An 18386-nucleotide genomic window follows, 5' to 3' on the forward strand; every position below is an offset into this window, starting at 1 on the left:
AGGAGTTGTATGCCGGAGAGGGAAGTGCTGACAGGCCGTAAAAAGGCAGCAATATTGCTCGTAGCCCTTGGCAAAGAGAAGGCATCTGAAATATACAAGCATTTGAATGAGGATGAAATCGAGCAGTTAACGCTAGAGATAGCTAATCTATCCAAAGTTGATGCAGATGTTAAGAATAAAGTAATGGAAGAGTTTTACCAATTGTGTCTGGCGCGGAACTACATATCCGAAGGCGGTATCGAGTATGCAAGGGAGATCTTAGAGCGGGCTATGGGCAGTCAGAAGGCATTGGAAATTATAAACAAGCTTACCTCGTCTTTGCAGGTCAGGCCTTTTGATTTCATAAGGAAGGCTGAGCCTTCGCAAATTCTCAATTTTATACAGAATGAACATCCCCAGACCATAGCTCTGGTGTTGGCTTACTTGCGCCCGCAGCAAGCAGCCGCCATAATCTCTGCACTGCCCCAGGAAAAGCAGGTGGAGGTGGCCACCAGGATAGCGCTGATGGATCGAACCTCTCCGGACGTCATAAAAGAAGTGGAGAGGGTGCTAGAGAAAAAGCTTTCTTCTATGTTGACAGCTGATTTTACAAACGCCGGCGGAATTCAAGCTTTAGTAGATATATTGCTATCGGTTGATCGAGGTACAGAGAAGTATATAATTGAAAATCTAGAGCTCAGGGATAAGGAGTTGGCTGAAGAGATAAGAAAGAGAATGTTTGTGTTTGAGGATATTGTCACGCTGGATAACCGTTCTATACAGAGGTTCCTCCGAGAAGTGGACAACAGCGACCTGGCATTGGCGCTCAAAGGAGCCAGCGAAGAGGTTAAAAAGGTCATATTTGCAAATATGTCCAAACGCCTGCAGGAGATGATAAAGGAAGACATGGAATACATGGGCCCGGTAAGGCTCAGGGACGTGGAAAATGCGCAGCAGAAAATAGTAAACATAATAAGGCAGCTTGAAGAGGCCGGCGAGATCATAATATCACGGGGAGGCGGTGATGAGGTAATTGTCTAACGTATTGAAGTCCCATAGGATTTGTGTGAACCCAGAAAGCCGTTTTACCCTTCAAAAGAGGATGCACTTTGCGGTAAGCATGGACACTTCTAATATTCCTGGTCAAACGGTGAACCCCGTTGAACGCATTGCGGAAATTGAAATGGTAAAGCGGGATGCTGAAGCTATTAGACACAAGGCTCAAGAGGAAGCAAAGACAATAATAGCTGAAGCTACCAAGGAGGCTCAAAGGATAAAGGAGCAGGCAAGGGAGGCAGGATTTCAGGCTGGCTTCCAAAAAGGGCTGGAGGATGCCCAGAAACAGTTTTTATCCGAAATCGATGAGGTTCAGCGTATGAAAGAAGAGGTTATAAGGGAAAGAGAGATGCTTTATAAGCAGTTTGAGCAAGACATTGTGGCTCTGGCTTTGGATATTGCAAAACGCGCTATATATGACCGCTTAGAAACAGACGATGAGGCTTTAGCCCAGTTAATCGAATCAACGCTGAGGAAAATCCAAGGGAGGGTGAAGGTACAGCTTAAGGTGAGCAAGCAGGATTACGACAGAATAGGCCAGCTGAAAGAGCGTTTTTTGGCCAAGCTACCTCACATCGAAGATATGGATATTGTAGCAGATGACTTTTTGAGCTCTGGAAGCTGCGTGGTGGATACGGGCAGAGGCATTGTTGATGGCAGCGTCGATACTCGAATAAGAGAAATTGAAGCGGTTTTGGTGAGGCATTGACATGGGTTGTGTCTCGCTTAAAAAATACAGGGATATGATAAGTAAGGTTGAGGTTATAAAGCGTACCGGACAAGTAGTTCAGGTTATTGGGCTTACAATAGAAGCTGAGGCCCCTGCCGGGGAAGTAGGTGAGATATGCTATGTATACAATGCAAAGGAGACCGAGCATATCTCTGCAGAGATAGTCGGATTTCGTAAAGACAGGATATTGCTCATGCCCTATGGGGACCTCAATGGCATAGGACCTGGCAGCAAGGTGGTATTTACCGGCAGGCCGTTCACAATTGCCGTAAGCAATCGGCTTGTCGGGCGGGTACTGGACGGGCTGGGCAATCCCATGGATGGAGGGCCCGCTGTGGAACCAGAGGCGTGGCTCGGTATCCAGAATACGCCGCCCCATCCTCTGAATCGTCAAAGGATTTCAAAGCCGATAGCGCTGGGAGTAAGGGCTATAGATGGGTTATTGACCTGCGGGCAGGGGCAAAGGCTGGGGATCTTTGCAGGCAGTGGGGTGGGGAAGAGTACTCTTCTCGGAATGATAGCGCGCAACACCCTTGCCGATGTCAACGTCATCGCTCTCATAGGCGAACGGGGCAGGGAAGTGAGGGAATTTATAGAAAAAGACCTTAAAGAGGGTTTGGAGCGCTCTGTCATAGTGGTAGCCACAGCGGATCAACCGCCGCTGGTGCGCCTGAAAGCAGCTTTTGTTGCAACCACCATAGCCGAATTTTTCAGGGATCAAGGGAAAAAGGTGCTGCTCATGATGGATTCACTGACGCGCTTTGCCATGGCGCAGCGAGAGGTGGGCCTGGCCATAGGGGAACCTCCGGTTTCCAGGGGTTACACCCCATCGGTGTTTTCGATATTGCCTAAATTGCTAGAGAGGGTGGGAAACGCAGAAACAGGCTCCATAACCGGCCTTTATACCGTGCTGGTGGATGGCGATGACTTCAACGAACCCATCAGCGATGCGGTTCGCGGAATACTGGATGGGCATATAATCCTGTCGAGAAGGTTGGCCAACCGTAATCACTATCCCGCCATTGACGTCCTGGGCAGCGTAAGCAGGGTTATGCCCGATATCGTCGATAAAAACCATATGATGCTGGCAGGCAAGATAAAGGCAATGATGGCGACTTATGAAGAGGCCAGGGACCTTGTGAATATAGGTGCCTACCGCCGCGGCAGCAATCCCGAATTGGATGAAGCCATCGAAAAGATGCCGTATATAGCCGAGTTTTTACAGCAAGCCGTGGATGAGAAAGCCGATTTTGAAGACACCTGCCAATGGATGGAAAGGATAGCTAGTCAGTGAAGCCGGAGGAGAAACAAGGTATGGCAAAGTTTAAGTTTTCTTTGGAGGTTTTGCTTAAAGTAAAAGAGCTGAAGAAAAGGCAGGCTGAGACGGAATACGCCGAAGTGCAAAGGAAGCTTGACAGGCAACTGGCGATGCTGTCTAAGCTGACTGATGAATACCACGGCGTTGTCTCGGAAATGGACCGCATTGCTGCCAATGGTACGACCGTATATCATATGAAGAGATATTCTGATTATTCTCTTGCGCTTCGAAGGCAGGTAGAGTTACAACAACAGGTGGTTGACAAAGTGACCAATGATGTGGATGCTGCAAAATCCAGGTTGATTGGTTTGATAAGAGAGGTCAATGTATTGAACGAGGTGAAGGAAAGGCAGTATTATCAGTACCGACTGGAAGAGGAAAAGAGGTACCAAAATGCGATAGATGAATACGCCAGCTATAAAATATACAAGCAGGGTGGATTGATAAATGGCAGGACATGAGGAGGTTATAAGAGAGGTATTTTACAGCAAAAGGGGAGCCGTATGGCCTTTTATATTAGGACTGGTGCTATTTGTCATTACCGCTATAGGGTTACTTTTCTTTTTCAACGTGGGTGGTATAAGAGATGTGGTGGTGAGGTTAGCCTTTCATTCTAAAGCTGTAAGCAACCAGCAATCAGAGGGAAACCTTAAGTTACAGCAGCAGTTAAAAGCCATTGAAGAAGAAAAAAGCAGGTTAAAGGATTTTGAAAATCAGCTCAATGCTTTAAAGAGCGAGCTTGAAGGTAAGCAACAGGAACTTGAGCAGAGGGAGATTAAACTGCAGCAGAAAGAAAAAGAGATTGAGGAACTCCAGCAGAGGCTTTCTAGCCAGTTTGAAAACATAAGGGACATTGCCAAGGTCTATGAAAATATGGAACCAGAGCAAGCCGCTTCTATTCTATCACAGATGGAGGATAGTTCTCTTGTCATCCAGATACTCAGGAACTTGTCCAAGGAGAAGAGCGGTGAAATTTTGGGAGCAATGGATTCAAAAAAGGCAGCCGAATTGACGCGGCAAATGGCTGGAGAGTAATTTTCCAGCTTTTGCATATAGTAAAAAGCCGAAAGGGGGTGAAATGGTTGTGGATGTGAGTGCGGTGTGCGGTATCGCCCAAAGCGATGTCATCGAAGGCAACGACAAATTAAAGGAGAGGCGTTCATGTGCCGTACATGAGGAAGGTTGGGGGAGCCAGTTTGCTTTGATACTGCAAAGCTTTATGCCGTTTCAAGCTGCGTATAGCTGTGAGACCAGCGGCCGTCAGGAGAGCCAGGGAAGTGAAATGCCTTTATTGGACAACATGCCGTCGGCCCTTCAGGCTTTATCACGTTATGCATCATGGGAATCGATTTTAGCAGTATTGAAGGAGCAGAGGAGCTTAGTAGGACCCCAAATCCCGAACAATGAGGCTTTCGAGGAATTTTCTGAAGCCCTTCAAAAGAGCATTTTGCCGGGCTACCAAAATGCTCTCCCTTCACATCAGGTGCACTCTGCGTTTGAAAGGATTGATGATCACGGTGGTATACCTGACCAGGGAACAAGCCCTTTGTACTCAGCAGGCGATAAGGTATTTGATGATGGGCCAAGTGCTGACTGGGGCATGCATGCTGCCTCTGATGTTTTTGCTCATGAAGGAGAGCTAGAAGTGAAGGGAACGCTGGCTTCAGGGGTACGGGCGTATTACGGCTTAAGGTACATTGTAGAAGAGGCGACAGATGCTCAGTTGGCGATGGTTTTGAAGAAAGATGGCGATGCTATAGGTAGCTATAGCCAATTATTAGATGCATTAGGGAGGGCGGTTTTAAAGGATCAAAGCCTAAAAGACAAAAGCGTCTTTACAGGCTCAAAGCAGCACATTGAAAACGTGGAGCTGGAGTGGTCCGTTATAGGCGTAGATGGTAGGGGTGAAACCATGAATAATAGCAATAATAGCACAGGCGATTTGGGTGATGCCAAAGGAGATTTGCATTTGAACTTTAGCATTGGCCATGAAGGGCATGCAGGGGAAGGCCTATATGCTGTGGGGCATCTCCAGGCGATATACAGCGATGAGATGAACCCCGTATTTGACGAGAAGCTTATAAACCTTCATCGAGCGCTAGAGGAGATTGCTGATAGGGTGAGGGTTTTGCTTTCAGAGAGACGCTCGGAGGTGGAGGTGCGTCTAAAGCCACCTGAACTGGGCAAGATGGTGGTAAATGTGGCCATGACAAATGGGACGTTGGCGGTTAGAATCACTGTGGAATCCCACGCTGTCAAAGATTTTATACAAGCGCATGTACAGGAACTTAAAATGCTGCTTGCACAAGAGGGTTACGCCCTGGTAGACATTGATGTAAACATGGACCAGGGTTATCAGCAACCGCAGCACGGCGGTGTGGGGAATGGTTGGGATTTTGGAAACCCTGTTTCCCGTAAAACAAAGGTCAGCGTTTCAGGAATGCAGCAAAGCGCCGTCAGGCCCAGTGCTTATTACCATGGATATCATAGTTTTGATTGCCTTGCATAAAGAGGGGGTATGTGAATGTATGTGAGCAGCGTCAGCGGTCAAGTTGGTACAGTGGAAAGACAGAAACAGCCTGTTAATCAGCTGGGGAAGGACGCCTTTTTAAAGCTCCTAATAACGCAGCTGAGGTATCAAGACCCTTTACGTCCCATGGAGGACAGGGAGTTTATTGCCCAGCTTGCGCAGTTCAGCACCTTGGAGCTCATGCAGAACATGAGCAGCGATTTTGCTTTGATGAAAGCAATGAGTTTGATCGACAAGGTGGTGTATGCCGAAAAGAGGGCAGAAAACTCGGCTGGAGTTTTTCCTGTACGCGGCAGAGTGGAAAGCGTTTCATTGTTTAACGGAAAAGTTACCTTGCATGTCAATGGATACGACCTCGCCTTGGAGGATGTAAAGGAGATTACACAGGGAGATGAGTAGGGTGGATGGCGGCAAAATCGAGTATAACCCTCTCCTTTATTCTGTAAGGGTATCAAGGACTTCGCAGGGGAATGTTGCAAGAGAAAGCAGCAATAAGGCTAGCAGTACCGCTTTTAATGAAATACTGAGAGAGGCTGTACAGAAAGAACAAGCTGTAAAGTTCAGCAAGCACGCTCAAATTAGGATGAGGCAGAGGAACATATCGTTATCGCAGCAAGAGATAGACCTAATTGGCCAAGCCATCGAAAAAGCCAAGGCGAAAGGCGTGCGGGATTCATTGGTGCTTATGGGCAATTTGGCGTTTATAGTCAACGTTCCTACAAAAACCATTGTTACGGCGGTCGATGGTGAAAGCATAAAGGAGAGTGTCTTTACAAATATTGATGGCGCAGTAGTGCTGTAGCTGGACCCCTTTGGGGAGGCTGCATCATTCCTGAACGACAGAGGGAATGAGCTGCGCCAAAAAACCAAAGGAGGTTGTTGTGGTATGATGAGGTCATTGTATTCAGGAATTTCGGGCTTAAGGGTCCATCAGGTTCAAATGGATGTCATTGGTAACAATATCGCCAACGTCAATACCGTGGCTTTTAAGTCCAGCCGGGTCACTTTCCAGGAGATTTTGAATCAGACATTAAGGATCGCCTCTGCACCTTCGCAGGTGGGTGGACGGGGAGGTACAAATCCGCAACAGATTGGCCTTGGCGTATCTGTGGGTTCAATAGATGTACTTCATACCAGTACCGGTGTGCAGAGGACCGATAGGGCTACTGACCTGGCTATAGACGGGGAAGGCTTCTTTATGGTTTCGGATGGGACCAACGTGTATTATACCCGTGCAGGGAACTTTGACATCGACGTTTTAGGGAATCTGGTTTATCCTGGAGGCTTGAGGGTGCTGGGGTGGACCACCCTGGTTACTGATCCAATAACGGGAGCCCAGTATGTGGATGTCACTGGCACGCCTGGGCCGATAAATCTGTCAAACCTTTCAATGTCGGCAAAAGCCACTGATATGATCAAATTTGAGGGCAACTTGGATGCTAACGTCGACGTTGGAGAACAAGTACAGTACAGCTTTAGCGTGTTTGATTCCCTCGGCAACGAGCACAAACTAAACTACATTTTTACCAAACAGGCCCCTAACGTGTGGTCCTGGAAGATAGTGCCTGCACCTCAGGCGGGAGCTGGAGTGTATGCGGTTGAAAAAAGCGTAGGCGCAACGGCAGCAAAAACTCCTGTAAGCATTGATGGTGCCAACAGGCCAATCATGTATGGCCAAGACATTAAATCTTTGTCTGTTGTTACTGGTTCAGGAGTAAATCAATATCAATTTACAGTGGTAAATGATCAGGACGAGTTCAATGATCGTACAAGTGCTTTGGGGTCTGGACAGGCTGTTATTTTGGTGAATGGCACGCAGACCGTGCAGGTAGCGTTCGGCGATGCCTTGCCCGCCAATAGCACTGTTCGCATTGAATACAATGATTTTGCCGTAAGCCATGTGGTTCCAATGGTGGATGTACCCAGTAGCCAGTCAGGCACCGCACCGGGTTATGACATCGATGGTGACGGAATCGCAGATATACCTGCCGGACAAGCCCATGGCGTGTTGATATTCGGGCAGGATGGAAGGCTCCTTCAGTCATTGATCAATTCAGATATAACTATAGTTATGAACCCAGGCGTATCCGGTGCCGCCGACATATTCTTGAGAAGGGAGAACATGCAGTTTGACCCGTCCAAGTTTACCCAGTTTGCCGGTGCCACTACTGTAAGGGCTACCGGCAATGGATATGCTGCTGGTATACTGAGTTCCATAAGCATCGATTCAGAGGGACGTGTGATAGGTTATTATACCAATGGCCAGTCCAGGGAGGATGCCGTACTGGCTATAGCCAGCTTTACCAATCCCGGTGGCCTTAACAAGGTGGGCAATAACCTATACCAGCAATCTACCAATTCAGGCTATCCGGTATACGGAAGGGCAGGCATTGGCGGGAGGGGTACCATTATTGCAGGCGCTCTGGAGATGTCCAACGTGGACCTTGCCAAAGAATTTACCGACATGATCGTTGCACAGAGAGGGTTCCAGGCCAATTCAAGGATCATTACGGTGGCTGATGAAATGTTACAAGAGCTGGTTAATTTGAAGAGATGAAATTTTCAAGTTCACAGCCGGGCATGGGCTTCCGGCTGTGAACTTGGACTTTAGATTTGAATAGGAGGTATATTTCTTGATCAAGGTAACGCGCCTGAATGGTGAGGAGTTCTATATAAACCCCGATTTGATACAGTACATCGAAAAGACGCCTAATACGGTGATAACCCTGACAAACGACAAAAAGGTTGTGGTAAAGGAAGAAGTGGAAGAGGTAATTGAACGGATTGTGGCATTTAAGAGGCAAATCTTCTGTTCTTTTCAAAGGAATGATGGATTGGCAGGTGAATGATTGATATGGACATAGCTACTCTGGCAGGAATTATAGCCGGTATATCGTTTATCGTGGCAGGAATAATGATGTCAGGAGACCTGGGCAATTTTTACGATGCGCCATCCATAATGATTACTCTGGGTGGGACCCTTGCTGCTACGCTCATATCGTATCCTATAAAGAACATCATTGGGATCTTCAGGGTTACCAAAAATTTATTTTTTACCAAGGCAAAGGATCCAAACGGAATTATACGCCAAATTATAGAATTAGCCAATATCGCTAGAAAAGAAGGGTTGTTGGCCCTTGAGGAGGCTGCTTATAAGCTGGAGGACCCTTTTATGCAGAAGGGTATTTTGCTCATCGTGGATGGTACCGACCCTGAGCTTGTGAGGAACATAATGGAGACTGAGCTTACCTTTATGGAGGAGCGGCACAGCCAGGGGCAGGCCGTATTTGAAACCATGGCTTCCCTGGCACCGGCGTTTGGAATGATTGGAACGCTTATCGGCCTTATAAACATGCTTAAGAAGTTGGATGACCCCTCTTCGGTGGGACCCAATATGGCAGTGGCGCTGGTTACCACGTTTTATGGTTCCATACTGGCAAATTTGTTTTTTACTCCCATGGCCAATAAGCTTAAGCACAGGAGCGCCCAGGAAATGCTTTACAAGGAGATCATGCTGGAAGGCATACTTTCAATACAAGCTGGTGAAAATCCCAGGATTATCGAAGAGAAGCTTAAAGCGTTTTTATCGCCACAGGAAAGAGAGGCTTTACACCACAATTCAACCGCAGGTGAGGAATGAATGAAGAGACGACGGAAAAGAGAAAAATCGGGTGGCATCGCTGAGTGGTTTGTAACATATTCGGACATGGTGACGCTTCTTCTCACCTTTTTTGTGATGTTGTACTCCTTTTCGGTGATAGACGCACAAAAGTGGGAAGCATTGGTGGAATCGCTGAGGGGAAGTATAGGCATTCTGCAAGGCGGTACCAGCATTGGCGATACACCTAGGATGCGCAAGGAAGGCCCTTCCTCTGTTAATTTAAATGAGCTGATCGGGAATAAGGCGAAGCAGGACAAGCAAGGCGAGAAAAGTACTGGGCAGGTCGATCCCTTTTTAAAGCTTTACGAGCAGATGAGCCAGTACATAGTGCAAAATGAAATTCCAGCACAGCTTGAGCTTTCGCCAACGCAAACCGAGATTCTCATTCGCTTCAAGGATTATGTGCTGTTTGACGTGGGCAAGGCTGAACTTAAGCCCGAGGCCAAGGAGATACTGGACAGGATCGCAAAGATATTGCTCAATTACATTGACCAAATAGACAGGGTACGCGTTGAAGGCCACACAGACACTCAGCCAATAAACACCATATTTTATCCTACAAACTGGGAGCTTTCGGCCGACAGGGCCATAAAAGTGGTAAGGTATTTTCAGGAAAAGCATGGTTTTCCCGGCAACAAGCTTTCGGGCGAGGGCTATGGAGAGTATTATCCCATAGCCTCCAATGCAACCGAAGAAGGGCGGGCAAAAAACAGGCGGGTGGATGTACAAATTGTAAAAGCCATCAACGCAGAAAAGGTACAAACTATAGAGTGAAGGGGTTAAGTGGTGCTTATGAATACGAGGAAATTGCTAGCAATCATCGTGCCGCTTTTCGTGATCGTCTTTATAGGAATGGGCGTTATACTGTATTTGCAATTACGTCCAGCAGGCCAAGTTGAAGGTCCTCAAAAAAATGACAATAGAGATGAGGTAAAGAAGGAAGTCTTTGTGTTTCATGATAAAGACCCGTTTATCACCAATTTGAAAGACAGCGATTCTTATTTAAAGGCGGATATATCCATAGAGGTGGGAACCCAAAAAGATGTGGAAGTGTTAAACAAAAATTTACACAGGGTGAGAGACAGGATCATCGCGATACTGCGTGATGTTTCAGAAGACGACATGAAGCGCAGCGATATCCAGGAAGTTTTAAAAAATCGAATAAAGCAGGATTTACAAGAAAGCCTCAAGATTGACACAATCATTGGCGTATATTTTAACGAGTTTGTCATGCAGTAAAGGGTAAGGGAGGTACGGTTTGGTGGCTGAAGTACTGTCACAGCGCGAGATAGACGAGCTCCTGGCAGCCTTTATGGCAGGAGAGGTGAACATAAACGAAATAAAAGAGGAAGCGCCCACAAAAAAGGTAAGCGTGTACGACTTTAGGCGTCCCAAAAAGTTTGCTAAAGACCAGCTTCGTACTTTGCAGATCATCCACGAGAATTTTGCGCGGCTTATGGGGTCTTATTTCTCAGCAATCTTGCGCACGTACTGCCAGATAGATTTAGTATCAGTGGAGCCGCAGACATACGGCGAGTTTATCAATTCACTCCCTGACCCTGTTGTCCTGGGAATCATCGATTTCAGGCCGCTGAAGGGCTCTATAATACTGGAATTTTCACCCAATGTTGTGTATGCTATAATTGATCGCATGCTAGGTGGACTTGGGGTAGCTCCTGAAAAGGTGAGGGATTTTACAGAGATTGAGATTGTACTCATCGAAAGGACAATGAGGCAGCTTTTGCCCATAATGAATAACTCATGGTCTAATATTGTCAATGCTGAATTTGTGCTGGAGCATATAGAGACCAATGCACAGTTCGCACAGCTGATTTCGCCCAACGAACCCATAGCCATAGTCACCCTTGATGCCCATATTGGAGAGGTAGAAGGGATGATGAACATATGCATCCCTTATCTGGTGATTGAACCCATTATACAGCAGTTAAGCTCCAAGCACTGGCTTTCCACAAAGCTCACAGGAGAAAGCGAGCATAAATACCATCAACTGTTGGCTTCGCAGATAGAGAATACTCCAGTTGAGGTAAAGGCGGTGCTGGGAGAGGCCAGCATTACCATAAGAGACCTCCTAGACCTTCAGAAAGGGGATGTGATCAAGCTGGACAAAAAAGTTGATGAGGATGTCGATGTCTATATTGGCGGTGTCAAAAAATTTTGCGGGGTTGTAGGCTTGAGGAAGAACTACCTTGCTGTCCAGGTCACCAGTATATGTGAAGAAGGAGGAAAGGATTGAACCATGGATATGAACGACATGCTGTCTCAGGAAGAAATAGATGCCCTGCTGAGAGATCAAGCTATCATGATGCAGCCTTCACAGCAACTTACTCCGGAGGAGATCGATGCCTTGGGGGAAATAGGCAACATAAGCATGGGTACAGCCGCAACCACCCTCTCAACCTTGATTGGCAAGAAGGTGGTGATCACCACCCCTGAAGTGACTATAACTACCATCAAGGAGCTGGCAAAGCAGTATCCCATTCCCTTTATAGCTGCGGAGGTGCAGTACACTGAAGGGCTTGAGGGAACCAATATCCTGATCATGCAGGAGAGGGATGTTAAAATCATCACTGACCTTATGATGGGTGGAGACGGTACTAATATTGGCGGTGAAATCTCAGAGCTACACTTGAGCGCCATGGGTGAAGTGATGAATCAGATGATGGGCTCTGCATGTACATCGCTGTCTACCATGTTCAACAAAAGCATTTTGATATCGCCCCCCAACACATTCGTCATGGACCTTTCGACAGATTTTCCTTATACCCTTTTTAAATCCGATGAGCCCATAGTTCGAATCAACTTTAAAATGGTGGTGGAGGGGCTTATTGACAGCTACATAATGCAGCTGCTACCCATTGATTTTGCAAAGGAACTGTTGAGCAACCTGCTTGGAGGATACGACCAGCAGACAGCCCAGCAGCAATCAAGTGCTGCTCCTCTGCATAATGAGCTATCACAATCCCCGCAAGGTCCTAGCAGTGTGCAGAAGCAAGACGATTCTCATGAGGCCGCCAAGGCCAAGCCTATAAATGTGCAGCCTGTTATGTTTCAACCTCTGGAAGAAAAACCGATAAGCGATGGTAAGGGCAACCTTGACCTTATACTGGACGTGCCTTTGCAGGTATCGGTGGAACTAGGCAGGACACGCAAGCTCATAAAGGAGATCCTTGAGCTTACCACCGGTTCTGTGATAGAGCTGGACAGAATGGCCGGTGAACCGGTAGATGTCTTGGTAAATGGTAAGGTGATTGCCAAGGGCGAGGTGGTGGTGATCGACGACAGCTTTGGCGTAAGAATCACCGATATAATAAGCCCTTCAAAAAGGATATCAAGCCTTAAATAGACTTTAAAATTATGATAGCATTCATACCAAGAAAAGGAGGATGGCCATGGGAAAAAGAATTTTGTTGGTGGATGATGCCGCATTCATGCGCATGATGCTCAAGGACATATTGACCAAAAACGGCTACGAGATAGCCGGTGAAGCCGAAAACGGTTTGAAGGCTGTGGAAAAGTATAAGGAGCTTCAGCCCGACCTGGTTATAATGGATATTACCATGCCTGAGATGGATGGCATACAGGCAGTGAGGGAGATCAAAAAGATAAATCCTGATGCTAAAATTGTAATGTGTTCTGCCATGGGGCAACAGGCCATGGTGATCGAATCCATACAGGCAGGGGCGCGGGATTTTGTGGTCAAGCCCTTTCAAGCTGATAGGGTAATCGAAGCCGTTAAAAAGGTAATAGGATGAGCGATGCGATGCAAGAGGTATTTCATGCTATAGGAATTTTAATATCATTTATAGCAGTATTGGCTTTGGCATATCTGGTTACCCGGTTGATGGGGGCCAAGTTTGCTGGCTATACCACTGGGAGGTACATAAGGGTAATAGATCGAATCTTTTTGGGAAGGGATAAGTGGGTGTGCATCATACAGGTAGGTAGTCAATATTACATAGTGGGGATTACGGGGCAAAATATGAAGCTTTTGGGGCAGATACCACAGGAAGGACTAATACCTGTTCAGCCCCAAAGGGAAAGCGGTTCATTTGCTGGGTTGTTGGAGAACTGTTTGAGAAAGTTCAAGGGCGAGGCGAATAGGGATGAGTAAAAGGCTGTTCACCATGGTGGCTGTAGGTGTTGCACTGATATCTCTTTCATCATTTGTATTTGTTCAGAAGGTTTTAGCACAGCCCACAATTCCCATTCCCCGCCTGGAAGTAAGCACCGCCCAGTCTCCCGAGGATGTGGTGGGCAGCCTAGAAATACTGGGCATTTTGACTGTACTGGCATTGGCACCCTCTATCCTTATAATGATGACGGCTTTTACCCGGATAATAATTGTGCTGGCATTTGTCAGGAATGCTCTGGGTACGCAGCAGATGCCGCCCAACCAGGTTTTGATTGGATTGGCTCTTTTCTTAACTTTTTTTGTAATGGCTCCCATTGCTACCCAAGTCAACGAAAAGGCCGTTCAACCTTACCTCCATGGGAAGATAGACCAGCAAACTGCTGCCCACGAGGCCTTGAAGCCCATTCGTGAGTTCATGATGAAGCAGACCAGGGAAAAGGATTTGGCTTTGTTCCTGGAGCTTGCCGGGCGAGAGCAACCCGAAACTTATGATGATATACCTACCCATGTGCTCATACCCGCCTTTATAACCAGCGAGCTTAAGACGGCATTTCAAATAGGTTTTTTGATATACATACCCTTTATCATAGTGGACATGGTGGTGGCCAGCACCCTTATGTCTATGGGTATGATGATGTTGCCTCCCGTCATGATTTCCCTGCCTCTCAAGATACTCCTGTTTGTAATGGTGGATGGGTGGGATCTGGTGATTAAAAACCTGCTGGCAGGGTTCAAGTAAAGGAGGGGGAAGCGGTGAGCCAGAGGGAGATAATAACGTTGGCACAGCAGGCTATATATACAGGTATACTGTTATCGGCACCCATGCTAGGGCTGGGCCTTATAGTGGGGCTTATTGTGGCCATATTCCAGGCTATTACTCAAATAAACGAGCACACCCTGGTTTTTATTCCTAAGATTTTGGCGGTGGCTGTTGCGCTTATTGTATTTGGGCCATGGCTTTTAGAGACTATCGTTAATTTTACGCTGAGGCTGTACAACAGCATAAATACTATAGTGGGATTGTGAAAATAAAATGATGGAGGCGCTTGTAAGGCTATTTTTGAACCTTGATACCGTGTTTTTGGTGCTGGCCAGGATATCCGGCATGTTCTTTATGTCACCAGTTTTTGGGAGGAAAAGTGTCCCTGCCATCTTTACGATAGGACTTATATTAGCGATGACGGGTATTGTAGCTGTTTATTTCCCTGTTTTTGGTCATTCGATAGACATGAGCTCATATGTGGAGATGGCCTTTTATGTTGTCAAAGAACTCTTGGTTGGCATAATCATGGGTTACTTGGTATCATTGGCCTTTTCGGCCTTTTTGCTGGCAGGGCAGTTGATGGATACCCAGATAGGGTTTGGCGTCGTGCATGTGCTGGACCCGCATACCAATATCCAAGTTCCCCTGGTAGGTAATTTTAACAACGTCATTGCCATGGTGTTGTTCTTTGCAATGGATGGACACCATACCCTTATCAGGCTGCTGTTGTACAGCTTTGAAGTTGTGCCCCCGGGTAAGGCTAAGCTGACGGGAGATATAGCTGTTGCCATGTTTAAGATGTTTGAAGAGTTTTTTGTGCTGGGGCTTAAGATGGCTGTGCCGGTTATGGCGGCAGCCTTGCTGGCTGAGGTGGTATTTGGCATACTGGTAAGGATAATACCGCAGATGAACATATTTGTAATTGGACTCCCTTTTAAAATACTAATAGGGTTACTTGTACTGCTCTTGACCGTACCTGTTCTAATAAGCATAATGGATGGCGCTTTTGTGTCCATGTTCAAGGGAATAAGGAACGTGATTCAATGGGTGGGTCTGCAATGATGTGCATAGACCTTCAGCTTTTTGCCGAGGAAAGGACCGAGAAAGCCACCCCTAAAAAGAGGAGGGAAGCCAGGCAAAGGGGGCAGATATTCAGAAGCGTTGAGCTAAACTCAGCTGCAGCTCTTATAATAGGACTGTTGGCTTTAAAGTTTGCATCGTCTTATATGATGAAAAGGCTGTGTCATGCATACGATCTCTATCTTCAGCCTGAAGTCGTTTACAATCAGCTTTATACATATAGTGGCGTTGTGGCTATGGCTAAAGATATATTGTACACCACAGCCCTAACCGTGTTGCCGGTGTGTGGACTTGTCATGTTGGCAGGGCTGGCCGTCAATTACTGGCAGGTGGGCTTCATATTTACCAGCAGGCCATTGATGCCTAGCTTGAACCGCATAAATCCGTTAGAAGGTTTGAAGAGAATATTCTCAAAGAGGACCTTGGTTGAACTTCTAAAATCGCTGCTGAAACTTATGATAGTGGTCTTTATCTCTTACCGTGAGTTTATGACAGATATAGGCTCCTTAGCACAGCTGGCAGAATGGGATATAAAGAAAAGTTTCTTTGCTGTAGCCAATATGGCCTTTAATATAGGGATAAAGATAGCGGTTATGTTTATTATACTGGCTGTGTTTGATTATTTCTACCAGTGGTGGGAGTATGAAAAGAGCCTCAGGATGACCAAGCAGGAGCTGAAAGATGAATACAAAGAGGTGGAAGGGCATCCACTTATCCGTTCTCGGATAAGGGAGCGACAGAGGCAAATTGGGCTGCGCAGGATGATGCAGGAGATTCCTAAGGCCGATGTGGTGATAACCAACCCTGTCCATTTTGCAGTGGCTTTGCGCTATGACCCAAAGGAGCACGACGCCCCTGTGGTGGTGGCCAAGGGTCAGGATTATGTCGCATTGAAGATTAAGGAGATTGCCAAAAAGCACGGGGTGTATATAGTGGAGAATAAGCCTTTGGCGCAGATGTTATACAAGTCCACTGAAATAGGGCAGGCAATCCCACCCGAGCTGTTTCGTGCAGTAGCAGAAGTCCTGGCTTTTGTGTATACCATGAAGGGGAAACGTATTTGAAGGGGAGGTTTGGGCTTGAAGTTTGCAGATATCTTCATAGCTTTTGTAGTCGTGGCTGTAGTTCTTCTCATCATCCTTCCGCTCAACGAAGGCATGATGGATATACTCCTTACCTTAAACCTTTCCTTGTCGCTAGTGATATTGTTTGCAACCCTTTATGTAAAGGAGCCACTAGATTTTGCAGTTTTCCCTTCGGTGCTCCTTATTACCACCCTTTTTCGCTTGGCTCTCAACATATCGTCCACCAAGCTCATTCTGGGCAAGGGTTCTGCTGGAAAGGTGATCGAAACCTTTGGCCATTTTGTGGTGCAGGGCAACCTGGTGGTAGGGGCTATTGTATTTTTGATCATCGTAATCGTACAATTCATCGTCATCACAAAAGGAGCCGAGAGGGTGGCAGAGGTAGCTGCTCGCTTTACTCTCGATGCCATGCCCGGCAAGCAAATGGCCATAGACGCTGACCTCAATTCAGGGCTTATCGATGAAAACGAGGCTAAAAGGCGTAGGCAGAGGATACAGCAAGAAGCTGATTTTTACGGTGCTATGGACGGTGCCAGCAAATTTGTCAAAGGAGATGCCATAGTAGGGATTCTTATAACCATCATCAATATAGTAGGCGGCATCATAATCGGTTCAACGCAGAGGGGGATGCCAATTGAACAGGTGCTTGAGCGCTATACCATACTGACCATAGGAGATGGGCTGGTGAGCCAGATTCCCGCTTTGCTCATTTCTACCGCCACCGGCATCATCGTCACCAGAGCGGCTTCTGAATCCAACCTGGGGCGGGACCTCTTAAAGCAGATAACCGGTCAGCCCTTGGTGCTTGTATTGGCATCGGTTCTCCTGTTTATAATGGGCTTTTTCCCGGGCTTTCCACGCTGGGTATTGTTTGCCATGGGAGCCTGCATGGCCTATATGGGTTATACCCTGATCCAGGCTTCCAAAGCCTCATTGGCAGCTGCTGGGCAGGAGGCTGCTCCCGAGAATATACTGGAGGAGATGCGAAAACCGGAAAATGTGATGCAGCTTTTAGAGGTTGACCCCTTGGAAGTGGAGTTCGGGTATGGACTTATACCCTTGGCCGATGTGAACCAAGGCGGAGATTTATTGGACAGGATAGTAATGATACGAAGGCAGATGGCGCTTGACTTGGGGCTCATCGTTCCGGTGGTAAGGCTGAGGGACAACATACAGCTTGAACCAAATGAATACGTCATAAAGGTGAGAGGGGTGGAGGTGGCCAGAGGGCAGGTATTGCCTGACCATTTGCTGGCCATGGACCCTGGCACTGTAGAGCAACCCATAGAGGGCATTGACACCGTAGAGCCGGCATTTGGCCTGCCCGCCAAGTGGATAAAGGAGCATCAGCGGGAGAGGGCCGAGATGCTGGGCTATACTGTGGTGGATCCACCTTCGGTTATATCCACTCACCTCACCGAGGTTATAAGAAAACATGGGCATGAGCTTATTAATCGTCAGGACGTACAAACCTTGCTTGATAACTTAAAAGGGAAGTATCCCGCTTTGGTAGAGGATGTAGTACCTAAGACTTTGACCCTTGGTGAGGTTCAAAAAGTTCTGGCAAACCTGATCAAGGAGAATGTGCCGATACGCGACATGGTCACCATACTCGAGACGCTTGCTGATTATGGCAATATAACTAAAGACCCTGATATGCTCACGGAATACGTGCGCCAGGCTCTGGCACGCACAATCACTTCGAGGTTTGTGCCCGAGAAGAAGGTCAAGGTTTTAACGCTTGCTCCCGAGCTTGAAAAGGCCATAATGGACAGCGTTCAGCAAACTGAGCACGGGTCCTATTTAGCCATGGAACCTACTAAAACGCATGCCATATTTAAAAACCTCACTAAAGAATTGGAGAAGCTTACTTCTATAGGGTTACAGCCCATAGTGTTGACGGCACCGGTTGTGAGGATGTACTTCAAAAGGCTGACCGAGCAGGTAGCACCGGATCTAGTGGTTTTATCATATAACGAGCTTGACGGTTCGGTGGAGATACAGTCAGTGGGGGTGGTGAGGGCTTAAAGC

Annotated in this window: 22 protein-coding genes; all 22 read left to right on the plus strand. The window is 47.0% G+C overall.

Annotation, left to right across the window (positions count from 1 at the left end):
• Window positions 1-9 precede the first annotated feature (9 nt).
• The 22 genes from fliG to flhA all read left to right on the plus strand — a co-directional run bounded on the left by fliG (window position 10) and on the right by flhA (window position 18383).
• Complete coding sequence (gene fliG / locus JOD02_RS00990) at window positions 10-1020, plus strand: flagellar motor switch protein FliG (protein WP_204486117.1); 1011 nt, start codon at window positions 10-12, stop codon at window positions 1018-1020.
• Complete coding sequence (locus tag JOD02_RS00995; RefSeq protein ID WP_204486119.1) at window positions 1013-1744, plus strand: FliH/SctL family protein; 732 nt, start codon at window positions 1013-1015, stop codon at window positions 1742-1744. Before fliG ends, JOD02_RS00995 begins: the two co-directional genes overlap by 8 nt.
• 1 nt (window position 1745) lies before the next feature.
• The gene (gene fliI / locus JOD02_RS01000) at window positions 1746-3059 is read left to right on the plus strand and encodes a flagellar protein export ATPase FliI (RefSeq protein WP_204486121.1); all 1314 of its coding nucleotides are present in this window, start codon (window positions 1746-1748) and stop codon (window positions 3057-3059) included.
• A gap of 20 nt (window positions 3060-3079) precedes the next feature.
• A complete protein-coding gene (fliJ, locus tag JOD02_RS01005) occupies window positions 3080-3544 on the plus strand; it encodes a flagellar export protein FliJ (RefSeq protein ID WP_204486123.1) in 465 nt (154 codons plus the stop codon).
• On the plus strand, window positions 3531-4118 hold the full coding sequence (locus tag JOD02_RS01010) for a MotE family protein (RefSeq protein ID WP_204486125.1): 588 nt from the start codon (window positions 3531-3533) through the stop codon (window positions 4116-4118). Before fliJ ends, JOD02_RS01010 begins: the two co-directional genes overlap by 14 nt.
• A 49-nt stretch (window positions 4119-4167) precedes the next feature.
• The gene (locus JOD02_RS11720; RefSeq protein WP_204486126.1) at window positions 4168-5592 is read left to right on the plus strand and encodes a flagellar hook-length control protein FliK; all 1425 of its coding nucleotides are present in this window, start codon (window positions 4168-4170) and stop codon (window positions 5590-5592) included.
• A 15-nt stretch (window positions 5593-5607) separates the two neighbouring features.
• Window positions 5608-6012 (plus strand): flagellar hook capping FlgD N-terminal domain-containing protein, encoded by a 405-nt coding sequence (locus JOD02_RS01020; RefSeq protein ID WP_204486127.1) that lies wholly within the window; start codon window positions 5608-5610, stop codon window positions 6010-6012.
• Entirely contained in the window at window positions 6005-6415 is a 411-nt protein-coding gene (locus tag JOD02_RS01025) for a TIGR02530 family flagellar biosynthesis protein (protein ID WP_204486128.1), read from the plus strand. Before JOD02_RS01020 ends, JOD02_RS01025 begins: the two co-directional genes overlap by 8 nt.
• A gap of 84 nt (window positions 6416-6499) precedes the next feature.
• Entirely contained in the window at window positions 6500-8170 is a 1671-nt protein-coding gene (locus tag JOD02_RS01030; protein WP_204486129.1) for a flagellar hook protein FlgE, read from the plus strand.
• 76 nt (window positions 8171-8246) lie between these two features.
• Window positions 8247-8462, plus strand: a complete 216-nt coding sequence (locus JOD02_RS01035) for a flagellar FlbD family protein (protein WP_204486130.1) — start codon at window positions 8247-8249, stop codon at window positions 8460-8462.
• A gap of 5 nt (window positions 8463-8467) precedes the next feature.
• Entirely contained in the window at window positions 8468-9253 is a 786-nt protein-coding gene (locus JOD02_RS01040; RefSeq protein ID WP_204486132.1) for a flagellar motor protein, read from the plus strand.
• Window positions 9254-10048: an OmpA/MotB family protein gene (locus JOD02_RS01045; RefSeq protein ID WP_204486134.1), complete on the plus strand. Its 795-nt coding sequence runs from the start codon at window positions 9254-9256 to the stop codon at window positions 10046-10048.
• Window positions 10049-10066: 18 nt separating this feature from the next.
• Window positions 10067-10513, plus strand: coding sequence for a flagellar basal body-associated FliL family protein (locus JOD02_RS01050; protein WP_204486135.1), 447 nt, complete (start codon window positions 10067-10069; stop codon window positions 10511-10513).
• 22 nt (window positions 10514-10535) lie between these two features.
• Window positions 10536-11528, plus strand: a complete 993-nt coding sequence (gene fliM / locus JOD02_RS01055) for a flagellar motor switch protein FliM (protein WP_204486137.1) — start codon at window positions 10536-10538, stop codon at window positions 11526-11528.
• A 9-nt stretch (window positions 11529-11537) separates the two neighbouring features.
• Complete coding sequence (fliY, locus tag JOD02_RS01060; RefSeq protein WP_204486605.1) at window positions 11538-12638, plus strand: flagellar motor switch phosphatase FliY; 1101 nt, start codon at window positions 11538-11540, stop codon at window positions 12636-12638.
• Between the two features lie 46 nt (window positions 12639-12684).
• Complete coding sequence (locus tag JOD02_RS01065) at window positions 12685-13047, plus strand: response regulator (RefSeq protein ID WP_204486139.1); 363 nt, start codon at window positions 12685-12687, stop codon at window positions 13045-13047.
• Window positions 13044-13406, plus strand: a complete 363-nt coding sequence (locus JOD02_RS01070) for a flagellar biosynthetic protein FliO (RefSeq protein WP_204486140.1) — start codon at window positions 13044-13046, stop codon at window positions 13404-13406. Before JOD02_RS01065 ends, JOD02_RS01070 begins: the two co-directional genes overlap by 4 nt.
• A complete protein-coding gene (gene fliP / locus JOD02_RS01075; RefSeq protein ID WP_204486142.1) occupies window positions 13399-14166 on the plus strand; it encodes a flagellar type III secretion system pore protein FliP in 768 nt (255 codons plus the stop codon). The genes JOD02_RS01070 and fliP overlap by 8 nt, the downstream gene beginning before the upstream one ends.
• Before the next feature lie 14 nt (window positions 14167-14180).
• Window positions 14181-14453, plus strand: coding sequence for a flagellar biosynthesis protein FliQ (gene fliQ / locus JOD02_RS01080; RefSeq protein WP_204486144.1), 273 nt, complete (start codon window positions 14181-14183; stop codon window positions 14451-14453).
• A gap of 7 nt (window positions 14454-14460) precedes the next feature.
• Window positions 14461-15252, plus strand: a complete 792-nt coding sequence (gene fliR, locus JOD02_RS01085; protein ID WP_204486146.1) for a flagellar biosynthetic protein FliR — start codon at window positions 14461-14463, stop codon at window positions 15250-15252.
• A complete protein-coding gene (flhB, locus tag JOD02_RS01090; RefSeq protein ID WP_204486148.1) occupies window positions 15249-16334 on the plus strand; it encodes a flagellar biosynthesis protein FlhB in 1086 nt (361 codons plus the stop codon). Before fliR ends, flhB begins: the two co-directional genes overlap by 4 nt.
• Window positions 16335-16349: 15 nt before the next feature.
• Window positions 16350-18383 carry a flagellar biosynthesis protein FlhA gene (gene flhA, locus JOD02_RS01095; protein ID WP_204486150.1) on the plus strand — a complete coding sequence of 678 codons (2034 nt, stop codon included), beginning with the start codon at window positions 16350-16352 and terminating at the stop codon, window positions 18381-18383.
• The last annotated feature ends 3 nt before the right edge of the window (window positions 18384-18386 follow it).

The organism is Caldicoprobacter guelmensis (assembly GCF_016908415.1).
GTDB classification, from domain to species: Bacteria; Bacillota; Clostridia; order Caldicoprobacterales; family Caldicoprobacteraceae; genus Caldicoprobacter; species Caldicoprobacter guelmensis.

Bases quoted from the DNA above. Each gene is read 5' to 3' on its own strand.
- JOD02_RS01045 (WP_204486134.1), top strand. From the start codon at position 9,254: ATGAAGAGACGACGGAAAAGAGAAAAATCGGGTGGCATCGCTGAGTGG.
- fliJ (WP_204486123.1), top strand. From the start codon at position 3,080: ATGGCAAAGTTTAAGTTTTCTTTGGAGGTTTTGCTTAAAGTAAAAGAG.
- JOD02_RS01025 (WP_204486128.1), top strand. From the start codon at position 6,005: ATGAGTAGGGTGGATGGCGGCAAAATCGAGTATAACCCTCTCCTTTAT.
- JOD02_RS01050 (WP_204486135.1), top strand. From the start codon at position 10,067: ATGAATACGAGGAAATTGCTAGCAATCATCGTGCCGCTTTTCGTGATC.
- fliP (WP_204486142.1), top strand. From the start codon at position 13,399: ATGAGTAAAAGGCTGTTCACCATGGTGGCTGTAGGTGTTGCACTGATA.
- fliG (WP_204486117.1), top strand. From the start codon at position 10: ATGCCGGAGAGGGAAGTGCTGACAGGCCGTAAAAAGGCAGCAATATTG.
- JOD02_RS01040 (WP_204486132.1), top strand. From the start codon at position 8,468: ATGGACATAGCTACTCTGGCAGGAATTATAGCCGGTATATCGTTTATC.
- JOD02_RS01070 (WP_204486140.1), top strand. From the start codon at position 13,044: ATGAGCGATGCGATGCAAGAGGTATTTCATGCTATAGGAATTTTAATA.
- fliY (WP_204486605.1), top strand. From the start codon at position 11,538: ATGAACGACATGCTGTCTCAGGAAGAAATAGATGCCCTGCTGAGAGAT.
- JOD02_RS01010 (WP_204486125.1), top strand. From the start codon at position 3,531: ATGGCAGGACATGAGGAGGTTATAAGAGAGGTATTTTACAGCAAAAGG.
- fliR (WP_204486146.1), top strand. From the start codon at position 14,461: ATGATGGAGGCGCTTGTAAGGCTATTTTTGAACCTTGATACCGTGTTT.
- JOD02_RS01030 (WP_204486129.1), top strand. From the start codon at position 6,500: ATGATGAGGTCATTGTATTCAGGAATTTCGGGCTTAAGGGTCCATCAG.
- fliI (WP_204486121.1), top strand. From the start codon at position 1,746: ATGGGTTGTGTCTCGCTTAAAAAATACAGGGATATGATAAGTAAGGTT.
- flhB (WP_204486148.1), top strand. From the start codon at position 15,249: ATGATGTGCATAGACCTTCAGCTTTTTGCCGAGGAAAGGACCGAGAAA.
- JOD02_RS01020 (WP_204486127.1), top strand. From the start codon at position 5,608: ATGTATGTGAGCAGCGTCAGCGGTCAAGTTGGTACAGTGGAAAGACAG.
- JOD02_RS01065 (WP_204486139.1), top strand. From the start codon at position 12,685: ATGGGAAAAAGAATTTTGTTGGTGGATGATGCCGCATTCATGCGCATG.